Origin of the sequence: Streptomyces sp. (assembly GCF_036566765.1) — a bacterium.
Lineage (GTDB): Bacteria > Actinomycetota > Actinomycetes > Streptomycetales > Streptomycetaceae > Streptomyces.
This window is the reverse complement of record NZ_DATCVQ010000463.1, coordinates 1-8,948: the sequence shown is the minus strand read 5'-3', so window position 1 is coordinate 8,948 and position 8,948 is coordinate 1. Positions and strand designations below refer to the sequence as shown.

The following is an 8,948-nucleotide window of genomic DNA, read 5'->3' as shown; positions in this document are numbered from 1 at the left end:
GCGGCGTGCGGCCCCGACGACGCCCCCACCCTCGCCCACGCCGACCGTCACGCGCACGCCCTCCGCCGCGCCCTCGGCCCGGGCCCGCAAGCCCGCCCGGCCGCAGCCGGGCGAACCGGTCCCGTTCGAGCGGCTGCGCGTAGGCGAATGCTTCGACGTCGACCGCGACGCACCCGGCACCCCGACCCGGCTCCCCTGCGACAGCCCGCACGACGCGGAGGCAGTCGCCCGCCTCCGGCTGGTCGGGTTGTTCCTCACGGACGACGAGGTCAGGCACCGGGCGGCGGAGCTGTGCCGCGCCCCGCTGCGGGTCAAGGCCGCCGCCCAGCCCGCGGGCACGTACTGGACGACGTACGTCCAGTACCCGTACCGCAACGCCTACCTGCTCGGCTCGGACACGATCGTGTGCAGCCTCGCGACGCTGACGGACTCTGGGCGTAAGTTGCACGCCCCGCTGCAGTAGCGGTCGGGGGCTGCGGGCCCGGGCCCGAACGGCTACCTGCTCGGCCCGGACCGATCGTGTGCAGCCGCGCGGCCCCGAGGGCCCGTCACTCCTCCCCGGCCGCCGCCAGCGCCGTCGCCGGGTCGGCGGACGGTGGGGCCGCCGCTGTCCAGTGCGCGCCGGAGCGGCGGAACGGCCACCAGCGGCCGTCTTCGGCGAGGCGGAGCTGGATGTCGCCGCCGACCACCGTCCAGCGGGCCGGGGCCGAGGCGCGCAGCGTCGGGCGATCCGCAGGCTCCCAGGCATCGGCGAGCTGCGCCTTCGCCCGGGCCATGACCTCCGGGGTCGGCGGCCGGGTGCTGTCCAGGACGGCGAGGCCCGCCGGCCCGCCGAGCCGCCAGGTGTCGGCGGCGGCCTTGAGGTCCGCGCGCCCGCGCCCCGTGCCGGACGCGAGCCGGGCGGCGATCCACGGCGCGGGATCCGCTGCGGCCGCCAGTCGCACCGCGTCCTGATCAACCGTCAGGGCCGGTTCCCAGGAGGCCTGTCCGTGCCCGGGAGACAGCGCCTCGGTCAGCATGCGCAGCGCCCGGGTCGCCGCGTCCGCGGCCAGGAACTCCAGCGCGGCCGGGTCGACGCCGGGCCCCGGGTCGGTCTCGGCGTCCAGCGACTGCGCCGCCCCGGGAGCCTCAGGCGCCGGCGGCGGAGCGGGTAGCGGCGGCAGGATGTCCCGCGCCGCGAACGCCTCCGCGGCAGGCGCCCCGTCGGCCCGCGCCACCTCGCGGACCGGCTCCGCCCGTGCGACGCTCCGGTCCTGCAGGTCGTCCAGGAGCCGCCGCTCGCCCCGCCCGCGCATCAGCAGCAGCACGAACGGATCCTGGTCGAGCAGTCGCGCCACCTGGTGGCAGAGCGCCGCCGTGTGCGGACAGTGGTCCCACGCGCCGCAGGTGCACTCCGGCTCCAAGTCACCGATGCCCGGGAGCAGTTCGAGCCCCATCCCCGCCGCGTCCTCGACCAGATGCGGCGGCATCTCGCGGTCGAGCAGCGCCGCGATGTGCCCGGCGCTGTCCGTCGCCATGTCCAGGAACCGGTCCCACTCATCCCCGGTCAGCTCCCGCAGCAGCACGTCGCTGCGGTGCGCCGCGCCGTCCCGGTCGCGCACGACCGCGGTGATGCGGCCCGGCCGGACCGACACCGCGCCCACCAAGCCCTCCCGCGCGGCCTTCCGGCCCCGCTTCAACACCTGTTCGCCGTCCAGCGCCGTGTCGGCCAGCGCCTTCAGCCAGGCCTGGCCCCACCAGGTCTGTGCGAAACCCCGGCCGGGGGCGGGCGGCAGCGCGGCGAAGGTCCGCGCCTCGGCGTGCTCGTCGCCGTACGCGTCCGGGGCGTTGTCCTGGCCCCCGTGCGCGTCCCCGTACGCGTCGTCCGCGTCCCCGTACGTGTCGTCCTCGTACGCGTCCACGTCCTCGTAACCGCTCATCGTCCGCCCCCTCGCAGCTCCACCAGGTCCGCCAGCTCCGCATCCGTGAGCTCGGTCAGTGCCCCCTCGCCCGCGCCGCCCAGCACGGCGTCCGCCAACTCACGCTTGCGCAGCAGCATTTCCGCGATCCGGTCCTCGACCGTGCCCTCCGCGATCAGCCGGTGCACCTGCACCGGCTGGGTCTGGCCGATCCGGTACGCCCGGTCCGTCGCCTGCGCCTCCACGGCCGGGTTCCACCAGCGGTCGTAGTGCACGACATGGCCGGCCCGGGTGAGGTTCAGGCCGGTGCCCGCCGCCTTCAGCGACAGCAGGAAGACCGGCACGTCGCCGTCCTGGAAGCGCTGCACCATCGCCTCGCGCTGGGCGATCGGCGTACCGCCGTGCAGGAACTGCGACGGCACGCCCCGGTCCGCGAGATGGCGCTCCAACAGCCGCGCCATCTGCACGTACTGGGTGAAGACCAGCACGCTCGCGCCCTCGGCGACGATCGTGTCGAGGAGTTCGTCGAGCAGCTCCAGCTTGCCCGACCGGCCGTCGATCCGCGGCCGCTCCTCCTTGAGGTACTGGGCCGGGTGGTTGCAGATCTGCTTCAGCGCGGTCAGCAGCTTGACCACCAGTCCGCGCCGCTCCATCCCGTCCGCCGCGGCGATCGCGTCGAGCGTCTCGCGGACCACCGCCTCATACAGGCCGGTCTGTTCGGCGGTGAGCGACACCGCGCGGTCGGTCTCGGTCTTCGGCGGGAGCTCCGGCGCGATGCCGGGGTCCGACTTGCGCCGGCGCAGCAGGAACGGCCGTACCAGCGCGGACAACCGCTCGGCCGCCGCCGGGTCCTGACCGCCCTCGACGGCCTGTGCGTAGCGGCTCCGGAAGGTCCCGAGCCGCCCGAGCAGGCCGGGGGTGGTCCAGTCGAGGATCGCCCACAGCTCGGACAGGTTGTTCTCGACGGGCGTGCCGGACAGCGCCACGCGGGCCTTCGCCCCGATCGTCCGCAGCTCCTTCGCGGTCGCCGAGTACGGGTTCTTGACGTGCTGCGCCTCGTCGGCGACGACCATGCCCCAGCCCGTGCCGGCCAGTCGGCGCGCGTCGAGCCGCATCGTGCCGTACGTGGTGAGCACGAACTCGCCGTCCGCCAGGCCCTCCAGCGAGCGGGCCGCGCCGTGGAAACGCCGTACGGGGGTGCCCGGGGCGAACTTCTCGATCTCCCGCTGCCAGTTGCCCATCAGGGACGTCGGGCAGACGACGAGCGTCGGGCCGGCAGAGGTTTGATCGGTCTGCCGGTGCAGATGGAGCGCGATGAGGGTGATCGTCTTGCCCAGGCCCATGTCGTCGGCGAGGCAGCCGCCGAGGCCGAGCGAGGTCATCCGATGCAGCCAGTTCAGGCCGCGCAGCTGGTAGTCGCGCAGCGTCGCGGCGAGCGCCGCGGGCTGGGCGATCTCCGGCGTGCCGCCCTCGGGGTCGGCGATCCGGTCGCGGAGCGCCGCGAGCCATCCGGACGCGGCGACGTCGACCCGACGGCCGTCCGCCTCGATGCTTCCGGTGAGGACGGCGCCGAGCGCGTCGAGCGGCGTGACCTTGTGGTCCTGGGACCGCTGGGCGCGGACCTCCTGGGGGTCGATCAGGACCCACTGGTCGCGCAGTCGGACGAGCGGCCGGCCGGCCTCGGCGATCCGGTCGACTTCGGCGCGGCTGAGCTCCCGGTCGCCCACCGCGAAGCGCCAGTTGAAGGAGAGCAGGGCGTCGGCGGAGAGGAAGGACGGCAGCCCGGAGCTCCGGGGGTCGCTCGGGTCGCTCTCGTCGCCGTGTCCGAGCTGTGCGTCATGGCCGTGCTGTCCGTGCTGCCCGTGCTGTTCGTGTTCTCCGTGTTCTCCGTGTTCCGGGTGTTCCGGCGGGCCGATGACGGCGCGGGCGGTGAGCCGGTGCGACAGCTCGCGGGGCCAGTGGACCCGCACGCCGGTGGCCGCGAGTGCGCGTGCCGCCGGGCCGAGCAGCTCCGCGATCTCCTCGTCGGCCAGCTCGACCGCGTCGGGAACGGCCGCCGACAGCAAGGGCGTCAAAGGCGCCCAGGCGCGGGCGGCGCGGCGCAGCGCGAGCAGCGCGTCCATCCGGGCCCGCGGCCCGAACGCCGTCGCGGCGGCCCCGTTGGAGCCGGCCCAGACGTCGGCGGCGTCGGCCAGCAGCGTCGGGTCGGCGGCGCTGTGCATCTGGAGCACGGCGCGGAAGCGCGGCGTGTCCGTCCCCGCTTCCGCCGCCGCCAGGCCCGGGACCTCGATGCGCAGCGACAGCCGTACGCCGGCGTCGTGGCCGGCCGCGACGTCGGCCGCCCAGGCGCGCTGTTCGGGCAGCGTCTGCGGGGCGGTCGCGGCGAACGCGGGGCCGCCCGCGACGAGTTCGGCCGCCGGGGTGCGCGGCAGACTGTCGGCGACGGCGTCGAGGAAGGCGCGCAGCAGCCGCTCCGGTTCGGGCAGCAGCAGGTCGGGTGCGTCCGCGTCCAGGGGTACGGCGTGCGCGGTGGGCGGCATCGAGGCGGCGAGCGTCCGTACGAGTTCCAGCTCGTCGGTGCCGAGCGGGCCGACCCGCCAGGCGTCCTGGTCGGTGGCCGTGAGCCCGGGCAGCAGAAGGCCTCGGGACACCAGGTGCAGGGCGAGCAGCGCGGCCGATCCCCAGAACGCCGTGGCGGGCGATGCGTGCTCCGCGACCCTGGCGCGGGTCAGGACCGGCAGGGCGTCGCGTACGGGCAGGAGCAGCGCGGGGACGGTGTGCGCGCGGATGTCGTCGCCCACCACGACCACCTCCTCGACGACGGCCCCGGGGAAGCCTGTGTCGGAGGGCGCCTCGGCGCCGTCGGGGGACCAGAAGGCGATCCGCCCGGTGCGGGCGGGATCGCCGGGCAGGAAGACGGCGGAGCAGCGGGCGAGGCGGGCGAGCGGTTCGGGCGGGTCGAGGACGAGGTGGTCGCGGGCGACCGGGTCGAGTCTCTGCACAGCGAAGACGCATTCCTCAAATTTGACTACTGTGGACCGGAGCGGCCGAGGGTACTCGAATCGCCCGCCCCGCGCCGCCGCAGACGCCGTGATGTGGATCACGGGGGGTGGGGCCAGCCCCACCCCCCGTCCTGGGCGGACCCCCCGAAGATCCGGGGGATGCCGTCATGGCTGCACCCGATCGCTGATCCGTAGGTTTCAAGGGCAGGCAGCGACAGACAGCCAGACACCCCACCCAAGGACACCGGAGACCGCCATGCCCCAGGCCACCGCAACCCTCACGGCGCCCGCCCGGCCGCCCGCGCCCCGGCGTGCGGCGGGAGGCGGCAGCGAGTTCGGCCCGCTGCTGCGGGCCATCAAGGAGCAGGGCCTGCTGGAGGGACGGCCTGGGTGGTACGCCCGCGGAATCGTCGTCAACCTGCTGGGCCTCGTCGCCGTCGTCGCCGGTCTCTTCCTGATCGGCCCGTCCTGGTGGGCGTTGCCCCTCGCGGTGCCGCTCGCCCTGCTGTCGGCCCGTGCCGCGTTCGTCGCCCACGACGCCGGCCACGCCCAGATCAGCGCCGACCGCCGCCGCAACCGGCTCATCCAGCGCGTGCACGCCAACCTGCTGCTCGGCATGAGCCAGGAGTGGTGGAACGACAAGCACAACCGGCACCACGCCAACCCCAACCACGTCGACAAGGACCCGGACGTCGCCCCCGACATCCTGGTCTTCGCCCAGCACCAGGCCGAGGGCCGCGCCGGCTGGCGCGGCTGGCTCACCCGCCACCAGGCCTGGCTGTTCTTCCCGCTGACCACCCTGGAGGGCATCGCGCTCAAGGTGTACGGCTTCCAGGCGCTGTTCGCCGCGGACGGGCCGTACCGGAACCGGCGCGAACGGCTCATCGAGGGTGCCCTGCTGTTCGCCCACATCGCCGGGTACATCGGTCTGCTGCTCGCCGCGCTCACCCCCGCCCAGGCCCTGGTCTTCGCCCTGATCCACCAGATGCTGCTCGGCCTCCACCTCGGCCTCGCCTTCGCGCCCAACCACAAGGGCATGGAGATGCCCGACCCGGACGGCGAGCCCTGGGGCCACCTGCGCCGCCAGGTCCTCACCTCGCGCAACATCCGCGGCGGCGCGCTCACCGACTGGTTCCTCGGCGGACTGAACTACCAGATCGAGCACCACCTCTTCCCGAGCATGCCGCGCCCGCACCTGCGGCTCGCTCAGCCCGCCGTGCGCTCACACTGCCGCGCACTGGGTATCAAGTACACGGAGACCGGTTTCGTCGACTCGTACCGGCAGGCCCTCGGGCACCTGCACGACGTCGGCGAGCCGCTGCGGAGCGCCTGACGGCCGGGCGCGGGCGGACGGCGGGGGAACTGCGCCCTCGGCCCGCGCGTTTCCCCTGGAGAAGCGGCCTTTCGGCCGTGTAGGAGGCGTCGGAGATGTCGACAAGGACCAAAATCGTCATCGGGGGAGTGGCCGTCGGCCTTCTCCTGATGCCTTTCATCGGATTCTGGATGTCGCTGCTCGTCGTCGTCGGCGTCCCCGTGGTGGCGTACTTCGCCCTCGACCCGGGACAGCGGCGCAGGCTGCGTCGGATCTCGCGGAAGGAGATCGGCCACTGAGCCGCTGACCGCGCCGGATAGGGTCGTGGTGATCAACAGCGAGGAGAGGGGAGCTCCGGACCATGAGCGGTACGGTCACCACGGTCAGCAGCAACGGCGTCTACTCGTTCACCAAGCCGAACCGGGGCAGCATCACGCTGCTCGCCGGGCTCGGCGTGGAGGGCGATGTGCACGCGGGGGAGACGGTCAAGCACCGCTCCCGGGTCGCCAAGGACCCGACGGTGCCCAACTTGCGCCAGGTGCACCTGATCCACGAGGAGCTTTTCGACGAGGTCGCGGGGAACGGCTTCACCGTCGCCCCCGGCGACCTCGGTGAGAACGTCTCCACGCGCGGCATCGACCTGCTCGGCCTGCCGACCGGCACCCGGCTGCACCTCGGCGACGAGGCCGTCGTGGAGGTCACGGGCCTGCGCAATCCGTGCGCCCAGATCGACAACTACCAGCACGGGCTGCTGAAGCAGGTGCTCGGCCGCGACGAGAACGGACAGATCGTCCGCAAGGCCGGGATCATGAGCATCGTCCTGGCCGGCGGGGTGGTGAGGCCCGGCGACCCGATCCGCGTCGAGCTGCCCGAGGAGCCGCACCGCCCGCTGGAGAAGGTCTGATCGGTTGAGGCCCCGACCAGGAGGGGCGCAGGGTCAGGACGGTCGGACCGCCATGGCGTCCAGCGCATCGAGCAGCCCGGGCAGCTTCGGCCCGCGCGCCACCGGGAGCACCTCGCGCGGCTCGTCGTCCAGCAGGACGAAGGCCATGTCGTCGGTCCGGGCGACGAGCGACCAGCCGGGCCCGTCGGCCCGCAGCATCCGTGCACCGTCGGGCGCGAAACTCGACCGGACGCGGCCGACGGGGGGCGCGGTCTCCAGGTAGCCCCGCAGCTCGCCGAGGGCGCGGCGGACGCCGTCGTAGGGGTCGTGGGCGTCCGCATCGGCGGTTGGATCGGCGCCGGCCTCGGATGCGGCGACCGTACCGGCAGCCTCCGGATCCGCTGCGGTCTCCGTCCCCGCCTCTGCGCCCGTCTCCGCCCCCGGATCGTCCTGCCCCTCGTCGAACTGTGCCCGCCAGGCCGTCCACTGCAGTGCCACCTCGTCCGCGCCGAGGCGTCGCTGCGCGGGGCCCCACGCCGAGCCGTCCGGCGGGGTGAGCGGGGCGCGGTCGCCCTCCTCGGGGGCCGGGTCGTGCGGCGCGGGGACGCCGGGCGCGACCGTGGCGACGGCGAGCGGCCAGCCCGGCAGCGCGGCTACCACGGTGCGCTCGTCGGGGGAGAGGTCGTACTCCATGCCGCAGTCCCAGGACGCGATCGCCACCGCCACCAGCGAGACGTCGTCGACGATCACCGTCCAGCGGGCCCCGTCGCAGTCTTGGCCCAGCACGAGGCCGTACCCCTCCGCGTAAGGCTCCAGGCCGAGCGAGGCGCAGGCCGCCGGGTAATCGTCGCCGAGCACGCTCGGGAACTGCGCCGGCGTCAGCAGCACCGCCGTGAGCACGTACAACGCGTCGTCTTCGATGCCTGCGTCGTCCATGGCGGCGCTGCCGACATGCGTGTCATCGGCGTCGTCGGCAGCGGTGTGGTCCGTCCCGGCCACGGCGGCCTCCCCATCAGCGTCCAGCGTCCCCATCGGTCGTCGGCGCACCATAACCAGTGGGTAACCCGCGCGTCGAGAGTCTTCGGCTTCCGGTTTGCGGGGCGGCGCCGCACAGATGTCAGGCCGGCGGCAGCCCCAGCAGGCTCCGCGCGACGTTCTCAGGGGACTCGTCGCGCTCCCGCGCAAGCGCGATCACGGCCCGGCAGGCGAGCTCGTTGATGCCGAAGGTCAGGGCCTCGGGCTGCACCCAGCCGAGCGCCTCGTCGATCCGGTCCTGGTCGTCCTCCGCGCAGCCGGCCACGTACCGCGCCGCCGCCTCGAACAGGTTGTGCTGCCGCTTGGGCTGCCGCGCCGGGGTCCGCTGCTCCCCGTTCCGGTTCCGGTTCTCTCGGCGCTCCCGCAGTCTGCGGAGCCTGTCCAGTACACCGGTCATCGTCCACCGCCTTCCCCCGGGCGGGGCCACCCGGCCCCACCACCGTAGAGAGCGGGCGGCCGCGGCAGAAGACCGCCGACCGGTGCACGCCATGACATAGGGCCTGTCCGGCGGATCATGACCTATCCGACCCTGATCCGCCGGAGAGGCCCCAGACCGCGTCGTCCTCGCGAACGGCCAGGACCAGGTACTGCTCGTCCTCGTCCACGTACCGGACCATCCGCCAGCCCGAACCGGCCAGCAGGGGGCGGAGGTTGGGCTCGGCGCGCAGGTCTTCGGAGGTGATCCGGCGGCCGTGCCGGGCGGCGAGGGCGGCGCGGCCGACGGGGTGGAAGAGGGCGAGCTGCCCGCCGGGGCGGACCGTGCGCGCCAGTTCGCGCAGGTTCGCCTCCGGATCCGGGAGATGGGAGATCAGACCGGC

The 8,948-nt window shown here is 74.1% G+C and carries 7 protein-coding genes and 2 pseudogenes; 4 read left to right on the top strand and 5 right to left on the bottom strand.

Annotated elements, in window-relative coordinates; all coding sequences use genetic code 11:
- Positions 1-463: pseudogene (locus tag VIU94_RS27505) on the top strand (hypothetical protein); the annotation flags it as partial.
- 85 nt (positions 464-548) lie between these two features.
- Here VIU94_RS27505 and VIU94_RS27500 read toward each other — a convergent pair.
- Together VIU94_RS27500 and VIU94_RS27495 are read right to left on the bottom strand one after the other, a co-directional pair.
- Complete coding sequence (locus VIU94_RS27500; protein ID WP_331915166.1) at positions 549-1,919, bottom strand: SWIM zinc finger family protein; 1,371 nt, start codon at positions 1,917-1,919, stop codon at positions 549-551.
- Positions 1,916-4,900 (bottom strand): SCO1167/SCO6262 family helicase, encoded by a 2,985-nt coding sequence (locus tag VIU94_RS27495; protein ID WP_331915164.1) that lies wholly within the window; start codon positions 4,898-4,900, stop codon positions 1,916-1,918. Before VIU94_RS27495 ends, VIU94_RS27500 begins: the two co-directional genes overlap by 4 nt.
- Positions 4,901-5,156: 256 nt before the next feature.
- On the opposite strand from VIU94_RS27495, the gene VIU94_RS27490 reads away from it, so the two are divergent.
- The 3 genes from VIU94_RS27490 to VIU94_RS27480 all read left to right on the top strand — a co-directional run bounded on the left by VIU94_RS27490 (position 5,157) and on the right by VIU94_RS27480 (position 7,116).
- A complete protein-coding gene (locus VIU94_RS27490; protein ID WP_331915162.1) occupies positions 5,157-6,233 on the top strand; it encodes a fatty acid desaturase family protein in 1,077 nt (358 codons plus the stop codon).
- 95 nt (positions 6,234-6,328) lie between these two features.
- Positions 6,329-6,511 (top strand): tail-anchor membrane protein, encoded by a 183-nt coding sequence (locus VIU94_RS27485; RefSeq protein WP_331915160.1) that lies wholly within the window; start codon positions 6,329-6,331, stop codon positions 6,509-6,511.
- Positions 6,512-6,573: 62 nt separating this feature from the next.
- Positions 6,574-7,116, top strand: a complete 543-nt coding sequence (locus tag VIU94_RS27480; RefSeq protein WP_331915158.1) for an MOSC domain-containing protein — start codon at positions 6,574-6,576, stop codon at positions 7,114-7,116.
- Positions 7,117-7,149: 33 nt separating this feature from the next.
- Here the strand turns inward: VIU94_RS27480 and VIU94_RS27475 are convergent, their stop codons facing one another.
- From VIU94_RS27475 to VIU94_RS27465, 3 genes and pseudogenes are all read right to left on the bottom strand, one after another.
- The gene (locus VIU94_RS27475) at positions 7,150-8,127 is read right to left on the bottom strand and encodes a hypothetical protein (protein ID WP_414721025.1); all 978 of its coding nucleotides are present in this window, start codon (positions 8,125-8,127) and stop codon (positions 7,150-7,152) included.
- 85 nt (positions 8,128-8,212) lie between these two features.
- On the bottom strand, positions 8,213-8,527 hold the full coding sequence (locus VIU94_RS27470) for a hypothetical protein (RefSeq protein WP_331915156.1): 315 nt from the start codon (positions 8,525-8,527) through the stop codon (positions 8,213-8,215).
- A 115-nt stretch (positions 8,528-8,642) separates the two neighbouring features.
- A pseudogene (locus VIU94_RS27465) lies at positions 8,643-8,948 on the bottom strand (hypothetical protein); the annotation flags it as partial.